The 16,225-nt window shown below is 68.1% G+C and carries 14 protein-coding genes and 1 tRNA gene; 12 read left to right on the top strand and 3 right to left on the bottom strand.

Features of this window, described 5'->3' with window-relative positions; translation table 11 throughout:
* Window positions 1-7: 7 nt before the first annotated feature.
* Together ACZ0AA_RS08295 and ACZ0AA_RS08290 are read right to left on the bottom strand one after the other, a co-directional pair.
* Window positions 8-943 carry a metallophosphoesterase gene (locus ACZ0AA_RS08295; RefSeq protein WP_463512644.1) on the bottom strand — a complete coding sequence of 312 codons (936 nt, stop codon included), beginning with the start codon at window positions 941-943 and terminating at the stop codon, window positions 8-10.
* Window positions 940-3,528, bottom strand: coding sequence for a transglycosylase domain-containing protein (locus ACZ0AA_RS08290; protein WP_463512643.1), 2,589 nt, complete (start codon window positions 3,526-3,528; stop codon window positions 940-942). Before ACZ0AA_RS08290 ends, ACZ0AA_RS08295 begins: the two co-directional genes overlap by 4 nt.
* A gap of 78 nt (window positions 3,529-3,606) precedes the next feature.
* Here ACZ0AA_RS08290 and ACZ0AA_RS08285 point away from each other — a divergent pair, with 78 nt between their 5' ends.
* Window positions 3,607-3,831: a DUF4177 domain-containing protein gene (locus ACZ0AA_RS08285; protein ID WP_463512642.1), complete on the top strand. Its 225-nt coding sequence runs from the start codon at window positions 3,607-3,609 to the stop codon at window positions 3,829-3,831.
* Complete coding sequence (locus tag ACZ0AA_RS08280; RefSeq protein WP_463512641.1) at window positions 3,828-4,286, top strand: RidA family protein; 459 nt, start codon at window positions 3,828-3,830, stop codon at window positions 4,284-4,286. The genes ACZ0AA_RS08285 and ACZ0AA_RS08280 overlap by 4 nt, the downstream gene beginning before the upstream one ends.
* A gap of 55 nt (window positions 4,287-4,341) precedes the next feature.
* On the opposite strand, the gene acs is transcribed toward ACZ0AA_RS08280, so the two are convergent.
* Window positions 4,342-6,309 (bottom strand): acetate--CoA ligase, encoded by a 1,968-nt coding sequence (acs, locus tag ACZ0AA_RS08275; RefSeq protein ID WP_463512640.1) that lies wholly within the window; start codon window positions 6,307-6,309, stop codon window positions 4,342-4,344.
* 412 nt (window positions 6,310-6,721) lie between these two features.
* On the opposite strand from acs, the gene ACZ0AA_RS08270 reads away from it, so the two are divergent.
* From ACZ0AA_RS08270 to ACZ0AA_RS08225, 10 genes are all read left to right on the top strand, one after another.
* Entirely contained in the window at window positions 6,722-7,735 is a 1,014-nt protein-coding gene (locus ACZ0AA_RS08270; protein WP_463512639.1) for a TadA family conjugal transfer-associated ATPase, read from the top strand.
* Complete coding sequence (locus tag ACZ0AA_RS08265; RefSeq protein ID WP_463512638.1) at window positions 7,735-8,625, top strand: type II secretion system F family protein; 891 nt, start codon at window positions 7,735-7,737, stop codon at window positions 8,623-8,625. Before ACZ0AA_RS08270 ends, ACZ0AA_RS08265 begins: the two co-directional genes overlap by 1 nt.
* Window positions 8,626-8,676: 51 nt before the next feature.
* The gene (locus ACZ0AA_RS08260; protein WP_463512637.1) at window positions 8,677-8,874 is read left to right on the top strand and encodes a DUF4244 domain-containing protein; all 198 of its coding nucleotides are present in this window, start codon (window positions 8,677-8,679) and stop codon (window positions 8,872-8,874) included.
* Between the two features lie 32 nt (window positions 8,875-8,906).
* A complete protein-coding gene (locus ACZ0AA_RS08255; protein ID WP_400865563.1) occupies window positions 8,907-9,218 on the top strand; it encodes a TadE family type IV pilus minor pilin in 312 nt (103 codons plus the stop codon).
* 28 nt (window positions 9,219-9,246) lie between these two features.
* Window positions 9,247-9,576, top strand: a complete 330-nt coding sequence (locus ACZ0AA_RS08250) for a helicase (RefSeq protein ID WP_400865560.1) — start codon at window positions 9,247-9,249, stop codon at window positions 9,574-9,576.
* Between the two features lie 98 nt (window positions 9,577-9,674).
* Window positions 9,675-12,518 carry a type I DNA topoisomerase gene (topA, locus tag ACZ0AA_RS08245; RefSeq protein ID WP_400865557.1) on the top strand — a complete coding sequence of 948 codons (2,844 nt, stop codon included), beginning with the start codon at window positions 9,675-9,677 and terminating at the stop codon, window positions 12,516-12,518.
* Window positions 12,515-13,144, top strand: a complete 630-nt coding sequence (gene tmk, locus ACZ0AA_RS08240; RefSeq protein WP_463512636.1) for a dTMP kinase — start codon at window positions 12,515-12,517, stop codon at window positions 13,142-13,144. Before topA ends, tmk begins: the two co-directional genes overlap by 4 nt.
* A gap of 216 nt (window positions 13,145-13,360) precedes the next feature.
* A complete protein-coding gene (locus ACZ0AA_RS08235; protein ID WP_400865552.1) occupies window positions 13,361-14,518 on the top strand; it encodes a DNA polymerase III subunit delta' in 1,158 nt (385 codons plus the stop codon).
* Entirely contained in the window at window positions 14,515-16,071 is a 1,557-nt protein-coding gene (locus ACZ0AA_RS08230; RefSeq protein ID WP_463512635.1) for an alpha/beta hydrolase, read from the top strand. Before ACZ0AA_RS08235 ends, ACZ0AA_RS08230 begins: the two co-directional genes overlap by 4 nt.
* A 51-nt stretch (window positions 16,072-16,122) precedes the next feature.
* Window positions 16,123-16,198, top strand: a tRNA-Thr gene (locus tag ACZ0AA_RS08225).
* Window positions 16,199-16,225: the final 27 nt, after the last annotated feature.

The following is a 16,225-nucleotide window of genomic DNA, read 5'->3' as shown; positions in this document are numbered from 1 at the left end:
CGAGGAGTCAGCCGCGCGCCGTCAGCGTGAGCAGCGTCGCCTCGGGACGGCACGCGAAGCGCACCGGTGCGTATATCGAGTGTCCACACCCGGCGCTGACGTTGAGGGGGACCGTACGGTCTCCCTGAGTCCACGTGCTGAGGCCCTTCGCCTGCTTCAGAGGGATGTCGCAGTTCGCGACGAGAGCGCCGAAGCCTGGCAGACAGACCTGACCGCCGTGCGTATGGCCTCCGAAGACCGCATCGGCGCCGAGGTCGACGAAGCCGTTCAGCACACGCTGATACGGGGCGTGGGTGACGCCGAGCACGGTCGTGTCGGCGTTCCGTGCTCCGAGGGCCTCGATGGCGCCTGGCAGATCTTCGAGGCGATCCCAGTCGCAGTGCGCGTCGCTCACCCCGAAGAGGTCGAGCGGGTTGCCGGCGACCGTGAGTCGCGCGGCGGCGTTGTTCAGGCTCGTCCATCCGAGTTCGTCGGTGAAGTAGGCGTCCATCGCGTCCGTGTCGAGGAAGTTCAGCTCTCGGGGTCGCTGCGACGGGCCGGCGAAGTACCGGATCGGATTGCGCGGCGACGGGCCGATCACGTCGTTCGAGCCGTGCACGAAGACACCCGGGATTCCTGCAAGAGGCTCGAAGGCTCGGCGGATGCCCGCGAGGCCGTCCCGATGCCCGAGGTTGTCGCCCGTGTTGATGATGAGATCGGGTTTCAGCTGCGCGAGCGATGCGAGCCAGTCCTGTTTGCGGTGCTGCCACGGAGCCATGTGCGCGTCCGAGATGTGCAGCACGCGCAGCGGGGCTGAGCCGGGCGCGAGAGCGGATGCCGTCGCCTCCCGCACGGTGAACAGGTAGCGCTCGATGCCGATGCCCCAGACGGCGGCCGCAGCACCAGCGGCCCCCACCGCGCCGAGCGCGATGAGGGCCGGATGCGCCGCATGGCGAGACGTCACTTGCAGGTGACCTTGATGGACGTGCTCTTGGTGGTCGCCGTGTTCGCTGCCGGGTCGGTCGACGTCACTGTGGCGTTCTGCCCGTTGCACGATCCGTCGAAGGCGATCGACGAGAACCCTGCACCGAACAGGGCACTCTGCGCTTCGGACTTCGACTGCCCGGTGATGTCCGGCACGGTCGCCCCCTGGCCGTTGCTCGGAGAGATCGTGATGGTCGCACCGCTCGGGGCCTGCCCGGACGGATCCTGAGCCATGACGATGTCACCGGCGGGGCCGTCGACGGCCGGGCCGACGGCCGCGGTGAAGCCTGCTGCGTCGATGAGGGAGCTTGCCTCTCCGACCGACTTGCCCACGACATCGGGAACGTCCGTCAGCACCTGGCGGACCAGTTTGTCGTCGGGCCGGGGGAAGTCGCCAGCGGGGTACGCGGCGTTCGCGGCTCCCTGGATGGCCCGGGCGAGACCATAGCGGATGTCGCCCAGTCGAGTCCCCTCGCCGTTGCGGAAGTCGTTCAGCGGCACGCGGCCGTCGATGTTTCCCACCCACACAGCGGTCGTGACCCTGGTGCTCGATTCGACGAGCATCGTGTGTTCCTTCTCGGCGGTACCGGTCTTGCCGATGAGCTGGGTGCCATCGCTCGGGTTCGCCCGTGTTCCCGTGCCGTTGCCCTCCATCACGCCGCGCAGTGCGAATGCGGCGGTGGCGGCCACCTCGGGGGTGAGCTGCTGCGAGCAGTTCTGCGCGGGAGGCGTGATCTCCTCGCCGTTCTCACCGACGACCCGGTCGATCACCCGCGGCTCGCAGTAGACGCCGCCGTTGGCGACTGTGGCGTAGGCACCGGCCATCTGCAGCGGGGCCACGCTCTTCGAGCCGAGAACTGTGGGGAACGGATCGTTCGGGGCGGTGTTCGCGACGGTGCCGCCGACCGTGATGTCATCGCCGTTGCCGTAGTGGACGCCGAGTCTCTTGGCGACCTCGTTGATGTCGCAGAGGTCGAGCTGCTGGGCCATGGCGAGGAAACCGGTGTTCAGCGACTGCGCGGTGAACTGCCGCACACTGCCCACCGAACCGCCGGAGTTGCCGAAGTTGTTGATCTTGGCGCTGTTCGTCACGCGGTCCCCGCACTTCGTGAAGGGACTGAATGTCTTGAGGCGGCCGTCGAGCACCTGGTTGACCGAGTGGCCAGACTCCAGCCAGCTCAGAAGCGTGAACAGCTTGTACGTCGATCCGGTCTCGAACCCGTAGGTCGAGCCGCCGTGAGCCTTGTCGGCGGCGAAGACCTGCGAGGTCTCACCGGCGGCCAGGTTGGCTTCGGTCGTCTCGTTGAAGACGGTGTTCTGCGCCATGGCGAGGATGCGGCCGGTGGACGCCTCGACCGACACCCCGGCGCCGCCGACGAGGATCCCGGGCATCGCCTGCGGAACCTGCGACCTCACCGCGTCGATCGCGGTCTGCTGCACTCGCAGGTCGAGCGAGGTGTAGATCTCCATGCCGCCGCGGCGGAGGTTCGAGCGACGTTCCTCTTCGGTGGCGCCGAAGGCCTCGTCGTTCTCGATGACGGCCTTCACGTACTGGCAGAAGTAGGCGTTGTCGCCTGCGGCGCCGCAACCCTGCTGGGGCTCGCTCAGCACAGGAGTGATCGGCGTGGCCACGGCCTCATCATGCGCAGCCTGCGTGATCTTGGCGTCGAGCAGCATGCGGTCGAGGACGTAGTCCCTGCGGTCCTTCGTGTCCTTGTAGCCGTCGGCGTCTCCGTTGTGCGCCACTCCGGCGTCATCGGTCCAGATCCCGCCCGGGCGGTCGATGCGGAACCTGTTGGGCTCCTGGACCATGCCGGCGATCGTGGCTGCCTGAGCGAGGCTGAGGTTCGCCGCGGTGGTCGAGAAGTAGCGGTTCGCCGCGGCCTCGATGCCGTAGATGGTGCCACCGAAGTTGGCGATGTTGAGGTAGCCGAGAAGGATCTCGTTCTTCGAGTACTCCTTCTCGATCTTCAACGCGTAGCGCATCTCCTGCAGCTTGCGCTCGACGCCCTCGCCGCCCTTCGCGACTGCCGCATCGAGGAAGCACTGTTCGATCTGCTTCGAGTAGTCCTCGGCCCCAGGATCGACGTCCTGTTCGCATTCCTGCACCTGGACGTTCTTCACGTACTGCTGGGTGATCGTGGAGGCGCCTCGATCGGTCGTGCCGGCGACGTTCCCGACTGCGGCCTTGATCGTCGCGCCGAGGTTGATTCCGCCGTGAGTGTAGAAGTTCTTGTCCTCGCTCGAGAGGATCGCGTCGTACATCACGGGCGCGACCTGGTCGTAGGCGACCGGGATGCGCTTCTGCTCGTAGAACGACGCCATTGCGACGGGGTTGCCGTCGAGACCTGTCACGTAGATCGTCGACTGCTGCATCGGAGCGCCGACCTGGAGGTTCTCGGGGAGGTCCTCGAAGATGGTGAGGGCCTGCGACCCGGCGATACCGGTCATGGCGAGCACCGGGGTGACGCTGGCCGCGACGAGGAGACCGGCGACGGTGCTCAGCCCGACGAGTCCGAGGACTCCGCCGAGCGCACCTTTCACCGTGCGATTCTTTTGAGGCATACGCTAGATCGTAGGGGAGTTCCCTGAATACCGCCTTTGACGCAGCCGCCATCGCGGATGCCGCCAGACAGGAGAGCCATGACCACCTGGGAGTACCTCACCACCCCGCTGCTGATCCACAACACCGCCGCGATCCTCAACAACTGGGGTAAGCAGGGCTGGGAGCTCGTGCAGGTCATCCAGGGACCTGAAGGCGGTCTCGTGGCCTACTTCAAGCGTCCGGTGTCGGCGGATGCCGCGGGCAACGCCGGCCTCGCGGCCGCAGCCGAGGCGTCGCGCCACTTCGAAGGGGGAGCGGCATGAGCGTCTCCCAGCGTCTGACCGAGCTCGGCATCGAGCTTCCTGCGGTGGCGGCGCCCGTCGCCGCTTACGTTCCGGCTGTCGTCCACGCCGGGCTCGTCTACACCTCCGGTCAGCTGCCGTTCACCGGAGGCGCACTGCCCGCGACGGGCAAGGTCGGCGCCGACGTCGCCCCTGAGGACGCGAACGACTACGCCCGCACCTGCGCTCTGAACGCCCTCGCAGCGGCCGCGGATGCCGCCGGCGGAGTGGACAGGATCGCAGGAGTGCTGCGACTCGGTGGCTTCGTGGCATCCACCCCTGATTTCACCGGCCAGCCCGGCGTCATCAACGGAGCCAGCGTCGTGCTCGGCGAGATCTTCGGAGACGCCGGTCGCCATGCGCGCGCGGCGGTCGGAGTGCCGGTGCTTCCGCTCGACAGCCCCGTCGAGGTCGAGGTCACCTTCATCCTCGCGTGATCCTCGCGTGACGAACGCCCCCTCCCGGATCGGGAGGGGGCGTTCGTCATGCGGGCTACTTGACCTGAGCCGAGATGATGCTCATCACGGCGGTGTCTGCCAGCGTCGTGGTGTCGCCGACCTCGCGGCCTTCGGCCACGTCGCGCAGAAGGCGTCGCATGATCTTGCCCGAGCGGGTCTTCGGCAGCTCGCCGACGATGTACACGTCGCGGGGGCGTGCGATCGCACCGATCTGCTCGCCGACCCAGAGTCGCAGCTGCTGAGCGAGCCCGGCAGGGTCGTGGGCCGAGAGGTAGCTCTCCTTGATGATCACGAACGCGACGACCGCCTGACCGGTGGTCTCGTCGGCGGCCCCGACGACGGCGGCCTCCGCCGTCGCCTCGTGAGCGACGAGCGAGGACTCGATCTCGGCGGTCGAGAGGCGGTGGCCCGAGACGTTCATCACATCGTCCACTCGTCCGAGCAGCCAGAGGTCGCCGTCGTCGTCGAGGCGCGCGCCGTCGCCGGCGAAGTAGTACCCCTGCTTCTCGAACTTGTCCCAGTACGTCTCCTTGAAGCGCTCGGGGTCGCCCCAGATGCCGCGCAGCATGCTCGGCCACGGCTCGGTGACCACCAGGAGGCCTCCGTTGCCGTGGCCCACCTCGGCGCCGGTCTCGTCGACGACGTCGATCGAGATGCCCGGCAGAGGCACCTGAGCTGAACCCGGCTTGGTCGCGGTCACGCCGGGCAATGCCGAGACCATGATCGCGCCCGTCTCGGTCTGCCACCAGGTGTCGACGATAGGGGTCTTGCCCGCACCGATCACGTCTCGATACCAGATCCAGGCCTCGGGGTTGATGGGTTCGCCGACCGAGCCGAGCAGTCGCAGCGAAGACAGGTCGAACTTCGCGGGCACGCTGCGGCCGATCTTCATGAACGAGCGGATCGCGGTCGGCGCCGTGTAGAAGATCGAGACCTTGTACTTCTCGATGATCTCCCACCAGCGGCCCGGATGCGGGGCGTCGGGGGTGCCCTCGTAGATCACCTGGGTCGCACCGTTCGCGAGCGGTCCGTAGGTGACGTAGCTGTGCCCGGTGATCCATCCGATGTCGGCCGTGCACCAGTAGACGTCGGTCTCGGGGTGCAGGTCGAACACGTACTTGTGCGAGTATGCGGCCTGGGTGAGGTATCCGCCCGAGGTGTGCAGGATGCCCTTGGGCTTTCCCGTCGTTCCCGAGGTGTAGAGGATGAAGAGCGGGTTCTCCGCAGGGAAGGCCTCGGCCGCGTGCTCGGGCGATGCGGCCGGAACCACCTCATGCCACCAGAGGTCGCGGCCATCCTGCCAGTCGACGTCGTTCTCGCCGCGCCTGACGACGAGCACGTGCTCGACGGTCTGCTGCTCGCCCTCGCCGCGGTCCGCGAGCGCCTGGTCGACAGCCGGCTTCAGCGCCGAGACGCGGCCCTTGCGGTATCCGCCGTCAGCGGTGATGACGAGCTTGGCGCCCGCATCGTCTATGCGGGAGCGCAGACTGTCGGCACTGAAACCCCCGAACACGACCGAGTGGATGGCCCCCACGCGGGCGACGGCGAGCATCGACGCGACCGCCTCGGGGATCATCGGCAGGTAAATCGCGACGCGGTCGCCGTGACCGACGCCGAGGCCCTCGAGCACATTGGCGACGCGCTTGACCTCGTCGGTGAGCTCGGCGTAGGTGATGGTGCGCGAGTCGCCCGGTTCGCCTTCCCAGTGCAGGGCGACGCGATCACCGTTCCCCGCTTCGACATGGCGGTCGAGGCAGTTGTAGGCCACGTTCAGCTCGCCGTCGTCGAACCACTTCGCGAACGGCGGCGTCGACCAGTCCAGCACGCGGGTGAACGGCTTGTGCCATTCGAGCAGCTCGGTGGCCTGCGTGGCCCAGAAGGCCTCGCGGTCGGCCGCCGCACTCTCGTACAACTCGGGGGAGGAGACCGACTGGGCGACGAACTCCTCGGACGGCGGGAACTGGCGGGTCTCATCGAGAAGATGATCGATCTGGCTGCTCATCGGCAGGCGCTCCTTTGCGGCATGGCAGGTCGTGCGGGCATGAACGCGTCTCGACGCGATCAGGTCAGGGCGAATCTAGTCTCGGCCACAGACATCGCATACTGCCGAAAGTAGGTAGTCGCGCGGGTTTTGTCAGGACGGTCGCCTTGCGTACACTCGACGTCAGCCGAATTATCATTCTGGCCTTGGCGTGCCCGATTCCCCCATGAGGGACGCCGTGGGCGGCATCTCATTCCCCCCGTGAGGTGCCGCCCTCTCTTTTTCGGGAGCGCTCCCACCGTGGATCCGATCCTCGTCCCCGTCTGCGCGACCTCCTCTGCACGCGTGACCTCCCGATGCGGTTGCCCACAGGCCTCGTCGGAGTCTCCTCATGCGGAGGACGTGCGTCGCGTGCAGAGCCTAGCTTCGGGTGATGCCCGATCCTTTCGTCATCCAGCCGCGCGGCACCTCGCTGCTCGCCCACGGCGCTCGCCCAGAAGGTCGCGCGCCGCTGCAGGTCGACCCCGTCTTCGGTCCGCTCGCCGAGCACTGTGCCGACGAGGAGGTCACCGACATCTTCGTCAACGGCGCCGCCGGGCTGTTCGTCGACCGAGGGCGGGGCACCGAACCCGTGCGAGGGTGGAGCGCATCCGAGCGAGAGGTCCGCGATCTCGCGGTCGCGCTCGTCGGACTCGGCGGCCGACATCTCGACGACCAGGCGCCGTGCGTCGACGTGAGGCTTGATTCCGGAATCCGAGTGCATGCCATACTCGCGCCGATCTCGACGTCGGGGACGGCCCTCTCGATCCGGGTGCCCAGAGTGCGCGCCGCCGACCTCGATGCGCTGGCGGCGCTCGGCGCCTTCGACGCCAGGCAGCACAGCTGGCTCCTCGGTCTCGTGGCTGATCGGGCCAACATCCTCATCACCGGCGGCACCGGCACAGGCAAGACGACTCTGTTGTCGGCGCTGCTGTCTGCTGCGCCGACCACCGAGCGCATCGTCTCGATCGAGGACGTCGCCGAACTGCGCCCGCAGCACCCGCACCATGTCGCTCTCGAGGCGCGGCAGTCGAACCTCGAAGGCGCCGGCGGCATCAATCTCGCGCGATTGGTCCGCGAGTCGCTGCGCATGCGCCCCGACCGTCTCGTGGTCGGCGAATGCCGAGGCGAAGAAGTGAGAGAACTGCTGACGGCGCTGAACACCGGACACGACGGAGGCGCAGGAACTCTCCATGCGAGTGGGCTGAGCGATGTGCCTGCCCGACTCGAAGCACTCGGAGCGCTGGCATCGATGGACGCCACCGCGCTCGCACGCCAGGCGGTGAGCGCGTTCACGATCGTCCTGCATCTCGACAGGGCGCCAGGTGGGCAGCGACGCATCGCGCAGGCGGGGGTGCTTGCGCTGGTCGGAGACCGGCTGGGCATCGAGGAAGTGACACCGTGGTGATGCGGTGGCGACGAGGCGCCGTCGACTCGGGAGCAGACGCGGCGACCTCCGTGCAGACTCTCGCAGTGCTGCTGCAGGCTGGAGCCGTGCCGTTGGTCGCCTGGCGTCACCTCGCCTCGATCGGCGACGCGCACGCGGCATCGGTCGCGGATCGAGTGGACGGTGGCGTCCCTCTCCTCGCCGCGATCGAGGCCGAGGGCGGGCCCTGGCAGGATCTCGCTGCCGCGTGGGAGGTGGCCACCACTGTCGGGGCGCCACTGGCCGAGGTGCTGCGCATGATCGCCGAGACCCTTCGAGACGCTGCATCCGCGGCCGACGATGTGCGAATCGCCCTGGCCGAACCGGCTGGCACCGCGCGGCTGCTGCTGTGGATGCCGTTCGCCGGTCTGCTGCTCGGCTTCGCCCTCGGCTTCGACACGCTCGGCGTCATCTTCGGGACGCCTGCCGGCGCCGCCTGCGTCGTGGCCGGGCTCCTGCTCGTCCTCGCTGCGCGGGGCTGGACGAACCGACTGCTTCGGGGCGCCCGGCCAGAGCCGGGCACGCCAGGGATGCAGGCGGAGCTCCTGGCGGTCGCCCTCTCCGGGGGCGCGTCCATAGATCGCGCGCTGCGCCTCGTCGCGGAGAGCCCGGCATCCCGTCGCGGAGACGACGCCCGCATCCGTGCGGTGCTCGAGCTGTCCCACGCCGCGGGAGTGCCGGCCGGGGAGCTGCTTCGCGCTTCCGCAGGCCAGGAACGACACGCGTCCCGTGTCGACGGACGGATGCGCGCGGCGAAGCTCTCGACCAAGCTGCTGATTCCGCTCGGCGTATGCACGCTGCCGGCCTTTCTCCTGCTGGGAGTCGCTCCGCTGCTCCTGAGCGTGCTCCTCTCGACCCCGCTGCCGCTGTGACGGCCGCCGACCACGGATGCACACGCATCCGTACACAGAAAGAAGGAACCCATGAACACCCTCCCTCCACTCACCCGGCGCCGTTCAGCGACGCTGTTCGGAGACGACAACGGCGCGGCCACCGCCGAGTACGCCATCACGACGATGGCCGCCGTGGCGTTCGCCGGGCTGCTCGTCGTCATCATGAGGTCTGATGAAGTGCGCGGCATCCTCACCGACCTCGTGCGCCGGGCTCTCACGGTCTCGTGACGAGCGCCGAACGCGACGGCGAGCGGGGGTCCGTGGCAGCCGAGCTCGCCCTCGCGCTGCCCGCCGTGGTCCTCACGCTTCTGCTCGGGGCCGGTGCGCTGGGCGCGGCCTCTCGTCAGGTCGCACTCCAGGACGCGTCGGCTGACGCTGCTCGCCTCCTCGGCCGAGGCGAGGATGCGGGCAGGGCATCGCATGCGGTGACGACCGCGGTCCCCGGTGCCGGAATGTCGAGCAGCTCGTCGGGAGACCTCGTCTGTGTGCACGCGCACTCCGACGTCGCGATCGGCGGCTTCATCCGGATCCCGTTGCAGGCGTCGAGTTGCGCGCTCGCCGGAGGGCTCTGATGTCGGTTCCCGCAGGGGAGGGTGGCTGATGGCGGGCTCGGCTCTCGCAGCCGGTGTCCTGTCGGTCGCGGCGGCGCTCTCGTTGGGGCTCGCCGCAGTCGGGGGAGCAGCGGTGACGGCGCAGCGGGCGGCCGGAGCCGCCGACGCCGCGGCCCTCGCCGCGGCCGACGCAGCCAGCGGTTCGATCGTGACGGCCGACGACCCGTGCGCGCTCGCTGCGCGGGTCGCGGCGGCCTCCGGTGCGACTCTCACCGATTGTGCCGTCGAGGGCTTCGTGGCGACCGTGCAGGTGAACGCGGCGTACGCTGGACTCGCTGCCGTCTCCCGAGCCCGTGCTGGGCCACCCGAGGGATCCTGACGGCGGCACGAGGCACTTTCCGGCGAAAATGCAGGCGACCACCGTGACCAACCCATCACGGCGGTGTGTATGGTGTGCTTCGAAGAAAGGACGCTCCCTTGGCTGAAGGCAAGAAGCTCGTCATCGTCGAGTCCCCGACGAAGATGCGGTCGATTCAGGGATATCTCGGCGATGGCTATGAGGTGCTCAGCTCCGTCGGGCATATCCGCGACCTCGCAGACAAGAAGGACATCCCCGCCGCCGACAAGCAGGCGTATGGCAAGTATTCGATCGACGTCGACAACGACTTCGACCCGTACTACGTCGTCTCCGATCGCAAGACGAAGACCGTCGCCGAGCTCAAGCGCGCGCTCAAGACCGCCGACGAGCTCCTGCTCGCCACTGATGAGGACCGCGAAGGCGAGGCCATCGCCTGGCACCTGCTCGAGACTCTGAAGCCGAAGGTCCCTGTCAAGCGCATGGTCTTCCACGAGATCACGAAGGACGCGATCCAGGCGGCGATCGGAAACACCCGTGAGCTCGACACCGACCTCGTCGACGCGCAGGAGACCCGCCGCATCCTCGACCGGCTGTACGGCTGGGACGTCTCGCCCGTGCTCTGGTACAAGGTCAAGACCGGGCTGTCCGCCGGACGCGTGCAGTCCGCCGCCACCCGCATGATCGTCGAGCGCGAACGCGAGCGCATGGCGTTCGTCTCCGCCGAGTACTGGGACGTCGAGGCGCTCGCTTCGTCGTCGTCCGGCTTCAAGGTGCGCCTGGTCCGCGTCGACGGCGGCCAGCTCGCCCGAGGCACCGACTTCGACGACAACGGAAAACTCAAGAAGGCCGTCGTCATCCTCGACGAGAAGCAGGCCGCAGAGCTCGCACTCGCCGTCGACGCCACCGGCGCGGGATCCGTCACCAAGGTCGAGGCGAAGCCCGGCACCCGCAGCCCCTACGCGCCGTTCACCACCTCCACCATGCAGCAGGAGGCGGGCCGCAAGCTCTCGATGAGCGCCAAGCAGGCGATGAGCGTCGCGCAGCGGCTGTACGAAAAGGGCTACATCACCTATATGCGAACCGACTCGGTCGCGCTGAGCACTCAGGCCGTGCAAGCCGCTCGCAGCCAGGCCGTCGCGCTCTACGGCGACACCGCGGTGCCGCTCAAGCCGCGTGCCTACAAGTCGAAGAGCAAGAACGCGCAGGAGGCGCACGAGGCGATCCGCCCCTCGGGAGAGACCTTCCGCACCCCGAAATCCGTCTCCTCGGAACTCGACCGCGAGGAGCACCGTCTCTACGACCTGATCTGGAAGCGCACCGTGGCCAGTCAGATGGCCGATGCGAAGTACGAGACCACGACCGTCACCATCGCTGTCGACGCCGCAGGGCGCAACGCCGAGTTCACCGCCTCCGGCACCGTGTACACCTTCAAGGGGTTCCTCGAGGCATACGAGGAGGGGCGCGACGAGAAGCGCAACGACAAGGACGCCGACGAGAACCAGTCGCTGCCGATCGTCGCGGTCGGTGACGAGCTGCGCATGTCGGAGTCCGAGGCCAAGGGCCACCGTACGACGCCGAAGCCCCGCTTCACAGAAGCCTCGCTCGTCAAGGCACTCGAGGAGCACGGCATCGGCCGACCGTCGACGTTCGCCAGCATCATCGGCACGGTGATCGACCGAGGCTACGCGACCAAGCGCGGCCAGGCGCTCGTTCCCACGTGGCTCGCCTTCAGTGTCGTGCGTCTCCTCGAGGAGCACTTCGCCGATCTCATCGACTACGACTTCACGGCCGCGCTCGAAGACGACCTCGACGCGATCGCGCGGGGCGAGCAGAAGCGCGTCGAGTGGCTCCGTTCCTTCTATTACGGCTCTGATTCGCATGTCGGCCTTCGCCAGACCGTCGACAACCTCGGCGAGATCGATGCGCGGGCGCTCAACTCCACGCCCATCACCGACAACGCGACGCTCCGGTTCGGCAAGTACGGCCCGTACCTCGAGGTCGCGAATCCCGATGCACCGGATGAGAAACCGCGCATCGTGAACGTGCCAGAAGATCTGGCGCCGGACGAGCTGACCGCTGCCAAGGCGCAGGAGCTCATCGACGCGCCGGTCGCCGGCGACCGGGTGCTGGGAACCAACCCGGACAACGGCAAGATCGTCGTCGTCAAGGACGGACGCTTCGGGCCCTACGTGCAGGAGAACGACCCGGTGTCCGAGGACGCCGCCGTCGATGAGGCGACCGGCGAGGTCGTCGAGGCTCCCAAGCCCAAGCGGGGAGCCAAGAAGGCTGCCGCGCCCAAGCAGCGCACCGCCTCGCTGTTCCGTTCGATGTCGGTCGACACGATCGACCTCGATACCGCTCTGCAGCTGCTCAGCCTGCCGCGCGTCGTCGGAGCCGACCCGGAGAGCGGCGAGGAGATCACCGCACAGAACGGCCGGTTCGGTCCGTACCTGAAGAAGGGGGCGGACTCCCGCTCGCTCGAGAGCGAGTCCGAGATCTTCGACGTGACTCTCGAGAAGGCGTTGGAGATCTACGCGCAGCCGAAGTACGGAGCGGGATCCCGCCGTGCGTCGAGTGCGCTCGCCGAGTTCGAGGCAGACCCGGTCAGCAACAAGCCGATCCGCATCCGCGACGGGCGCTTCGGTGCATATGTCACCGACGGCGAGACGAACGTGACGATCCCTCGCGGCCAGAAGGTCGAAGACATCACCTTCGAGATCGCCGTGCAGATGCTCGCCGACAAGCGCGCCAAGGGTCCGGCTCCCAAGCGTGGCGCAGCCGCGAAGAAGCCCGCAGCCAAGAAGCCCGCAGCCAAGAAGCCCGCGGCCAAGAAGACTGCGGCGAAGAAGGCCCCGGCCAAGGCGACTGCGACGGATGCCGAGAAGGCCGCCGCGCGGTCTGCAGCAGCCAAGAAGGCCGCGGCGACACGTGCCGCGAACGCCGCGAAGAAGGCCGGTTCGTGACATCAGGCCCGGGAATCTGGATCACCCTCGAGGGGGGAGACGGATCGGGGAAGACCACCCAGTCCAACCTCCTCGCCCAGTGGATGACGGATGAAGGAAGAACAGTCGTACGCACCCGCGAGCCGGGCGGATCCGAGGTCGGTCAGCTGATCCGCGACATCGTGCTTCACCACCGCGGGGACATCGCACCGCGCGCAGAGGCATTGCTGTACGCCGCCGACCGCGCGCACCACGTCGCGACGGTGGTGCGGCCCGCTCTCGCCCGCGGCGAGGTCGTGCTGCAGGACCGCTATCTCGACTCCTCCGTCGCCTACCAGGGCGCAGGGCGGGTGCTCGACGGGAACGAGATCCGCAACCTGTCACTGTGGGCCGCCGAGGGAGCGCTGCCGGATCTCACCGTGCTGCTCGACCTCGACCCCGAGTCGGCGCGCGTGCGACTCGACTCCGCTGACAAACCCTTCGACCGTCTCGAGGCCGAGAAGACCGAGTTCCACGCGCGGGTCCGCGATGCGTACCTCGCCCTGGCGCGGTCGGAGCCGCAGCGGTTCCTGGTTCTCGATGCCGCAGCGACCCCCGAGACCATCGCCGAGCAGATCCGTGAGCGGGTCGCCCCACTGATCGGCTGAGCCGCTCGCGCAGCTCATCGCAGGCATCCGGCGCTCCGGCATCCGGCACCCGGCACCCGGCACCCGGCGCCCTGGCATCCGGCACCCGCACCCAGGCGCCCCGGCATCCGCCGGCCCTCAGCCATCGCGTTCCTCCGGCGCCCGCCGAGCTGCTGCAGACCGCGGCGCCCCAGGACGGTTGCCGCTCACGTCGGTGCTCCCGATTAGGCTGAGGGCATGCCCCAGACTGTCGCCGCCCCTTTTCCGTGGGCCGATGTGTGGGGGCAGGATGCCGCGGTCGAGACGCTGCGCAACGCCGCCTCCGATCCTTCCGCGCTGTCGCACGCCTGGCTCATCACCGGTCCGCCCGGTTCGGGGCGCTCAACGCTCGCGCACGCCTTCGCCGCCGCGCTCGTAGCCGATCACCCCGATGATGAGGCGGCGATGCGTCAGGTCCTCGCGGGAACGCATCCTGATGTGACGGCATTGCGCACGGACAAGGTGATCATCACGATCGCGGAGGCCCGTGCGCTCGTCGAGCGCTCGTACTTCGCGCCGTCGGCCGGACGCTATCGAGTGATCGTGGTCGAGGACGCCGACCGGATGGTCGAGCGCACCTCGAACGTGCTGCTCAAGGCGCTCGAAGAGCCGCCGGAGCAGACTGTCTGGATACTCTGCGCCCCGAGCGAAGCAGACCTGCTGCCGACGATCCGCTCGCGGGTGCGCTCGTTGCGGCTGCGCGAGCCCGACGTCGCAGACGTGGCACGTCTGATCACCCTCCGCACCGGGGTCGATGAGGGCATCGCCGAGCAGGCCGCACGTCATGCGCAACGGCACATCGGAATGGCCCAGCGCCTCGCCACCGACGAGGCGGCTCGTCGCCGCCGCGACGAGACCCTGCGCTCGGTGCTGGGGGTTCGCGGTGTCAGCGACGCCGTCGAGGTCGCCGGCCGCATCATCCAGGCCGCGACCGATGACGCCAAGGCGCTCACGGCCGAGCGGGACGCGGCCGAACGCGCATCCCTGCTCCGGATGGTCGGCATCGCCGAGGGGCAAGCCGTCCCGCCAGCCCTCCGCACGCAGATCTCCGCCCTGGAGGACGACCAGAAGAAGCGCGCGACCCGAAGCCTGCGCGACGGGATCGACAGAGTGCTCACCGATCTGCAGTCGCTGTTCCGCGACGTCGTCATGCTGCAGTTCGGCCGAGAAGACGAGCTGATCAATCGCGAGCTCCGTGAAGATCTGGCCGCGCTGGCGGCGGCGTGGCCGCAGACCCGTACTCTTGTCGTACTCGACCATCTTGCCGACACACGCCAGTCGCTGGAGCGCAACGTCGCACCGCTGCTCGCCCTCGAGAGCTTGCTCGTGACTGTCACGAGCGGGAGGACACCGTGAACAATCGACCGACTTCCCGCATCCGACGCGCCGTCGCTGTGATCGCCGGCCTCGCCGCAGCCTCGGTCGCACTCTCCGGGTGTCTGTACTCCATGATCCCCGAGCAGGCCGAGCCGAAGCCGTCCACGACGAACGCGCCGGACACCGAAGGCGTGGCAGACGACCTGCTTCCGTTCTACGGGCAGACGCTCACCTGGAGCGAGTGCGGCACGGGCTTCGACTGCACCGAGGTGACCGCTCCACTGGACTGGGAGAACCCCGACGCCGGCGAGATCACCCTCTCCGTCGTGCGCCACCAGGCGACGGGAACAGCTCGGGGCTCGCTGCTGACGAACCCGGGTGGTCCCGGAGCCAGCGGTGTCGAGCTCATCCGCGACAGTCTCGACTTCGCGGTCGGCGCCGATCTGATCGAGAACTACGACGTGATCGGATTCGACCCTCGCGGCGTCGGAGAGTCGACCGCGGTGACGTGCTTCGATGCGGCCGGCATGGACGACTACCTCTACACGATCCCCGCAGGGAAGAGGGGGAGCGCGGAATGGGAGGCCGAGCTGCTGGAGGCGCACAAGGAGTTCGCCGATGCCTGCGAGGCGAACAGCGGCGGAATCCTGCCCTACATCACCACGATCAACGCCGCACGCGACATGGATCTGATCCGCGCGGTTCTCGGAGACGAGCAGCTGAACTACCTCGGCTATTCGTACGGCACATTCCTCGGCGCGACCTACGCCGACCTGTACCCCGAGAAGGCGGGGCGCCTCGTTCTCGACGGTGCGATCGACCCGGCAGTCTCGGGTCTCGATGTCGGCGCGACCCAGGCGCTCGGGTTCGAATCGGCCCTCCGTGCGTACATGCAGGACTGCCTCGACTCCGGCGAGTGCCCGTTCAACGGCACGGTCGATGAGGCGATGGCCGACCTCGGGGCGCTTCTCGCGAGCGTCGACGCCGCCCCGCTCGAGAACGGCGACGGACGCATGCTCGGCGCGGACTCGCTGATGACGGGCATCATCGCGGCCCTGTACTCGGCAGACAGCTGGCAGTACCTTACGCAGGCGCTCGACGAGGCTCTGCAGGGCGACCCGACCACGGCATTCTTCCTCGCCGACTTCTACAACGGGCGCGAGAACGGCAGCTACCTCGACAACTCGAGCGAAGCCTTCCGCGCCTACAACTGCATGGACTATCCGGTCGAGGACGACCCTGCGGCCGAGGCGGCGACCGAGAAGAAGATCGCTGACGGAGCGCCGACCATCGCCGCGTACTGGAACGGCCCCGACTCCTGCTCGGTGTGGCCCTACCCGCCGACCGGCACGCGCGGCGAGATCAACGCCGAGGGTGCAGGCCCGATCCTCGTAGTCGGCACCACGAACGACCCTGCGACCCCGTACGAGTGGTCGGAGTCGCTCGCGGAGCAGCTCGAAGAGGGCGTCCTGATCACCCGCGTGGGCGAAGGTCACACCGGATACAACAAGGGCAACACGTGCGTCGACAGCGCCGTCGAGGCGTTCCTCCTCGACGATGTCGTGCCCGAGAGTGACGTCCGCTGCGGGTGATCCCGGCTCGATTCGCGGTGTGGCTCCGGAACGGGTAATATCGTTGATCGCGCCGCTTTAGCTCAGTCGGCAGAGCATTTCACTCGTAATGAAAAGGTCGTCAGTTCGATTCTGACAAGCGGCTCCACCAGGCCCCGTGATGTGAACAACATCC

This window comes from Microbacterium sp. AC035 (genome assembly GCF_979258485.1).
The sequence above is the reverse complement of the archived record's forward strand: the minus strand, read 5'-3'. Positions and strand labels throughout refer to the sequence as shown.

Bases quoted from the DNA above. Each gene is read 5' to 3' on its own strand.
- ACZ0AA_RS08270 (WP_463512639.1), top strand. From the start codon at position 6,722: ATGCCCGATCCTTTCGTCATCCAGCCGCGCGGCACCTCGCTGCTCGCC.
- ACZ0AA_RS08265 (WP_463512638.1), top strand. From the start codon at position 7,735: ATGCGGTGGCGACGAGGCGCCGTCGACTCGGGAGCAGACGCGGCGACC.
- ACZ0AA_RS08280 (WP_463512641.1), top strand. From the start codon at position 3,828: ATGAGCGTCTCCCAGCGTCTGACCGAGCTCGGCATCGAGCTTCCTGCG.
- ACZ0AA_RS08260 (WP_463512637.1), top strand. From the start codon at position 8,677: ATGAACACCCTCCCTCCACTCACCCGGCGCCGTTCAGCGACGCTGTTC.
- ACZ0AA_RS08235 (WP_400865552.1), top strand. From the start codon at position 13,361: ATGCCCCAGACTGTCGCCGCCCCTTTTCCGTGGGCCGATGTGTGGGGG.
- acs (WP_463512640.1), bottom strand. From the start codon at position 6,309: ATGAGCAGCCAGATCGATCATCTTCTCGATGAGACCCGCCAGTTCCCG.
- ACZ0AA_RS08285 (WP_463512642.1), top strand. From the start codon at position 3,607: ATGACCACCTGGGAGTACCTCACCACCCCGCTGCTGATCCACAACACC.
- ACZ0AA_RS08250 (WP_400865560.1), top strand. From the start codon at position 9,247: ATGGCGGGCTCGGCTCTCGCAGCCGGTGTCCTGTCGGTCGCGGCGGCG.
- ACZ0AA_RS08290 (WP_463512643.1), bottom strand. From the start codon at position 3,528: ATGCCTCAAAAGAATCGCACGGTGAAAGGTGCGCTCGGCGGAGTCCTC.